Raw genomic sequence first — 242 nt, 5'->3', positions numbered from 1 at the left:
GTAACGCATAAGCGCCTATTAACCACACTGTGTTATAGGTAAATAAAGTTAGCCCAACCAAATACCAGCCAATATGCCCTACCCATAGTAAATACCACAGCCAAACACGCTTTACTTTATGTGCTACAACTGCTGCGGCAACACTCACAAGGGCAACATAAATAAGTAAAGAAAATAACTGCCCACTGCCCGTATTTACCCAAATAGGAACACTGTATGCGCCTATAATGCCTATTACAGCA

The 242-nt window shown here is 41.7% G+C and carries 1 protein-coding gene; it reads right to left on the bottom strand.

The features are described from left to right. On the bottom strand, positions 1 to 242 hold a 242-nt coding region (locus tag SB765_RS32995; protein ID WP_410932945.1), incomplete at both ends, for a DUF2339 domain-containing protein.

Origin of the sequence: Pseudomonas sp. SIMBA_067, from assembly GCF_046534675.1 — a bacterium.
In the GTDB taxonomy this organism is placed as follows: domain Bacteria; phylum Pseudomonadota; class Gammaproteobacteria; order Pseudomonadales; family Pseudomonadaceae; genus Aquipseudomonas; species Aquipseudomonas putida.
This window is presented reverse-complemented; position numbering and strand designations above follow the sequence as displayed.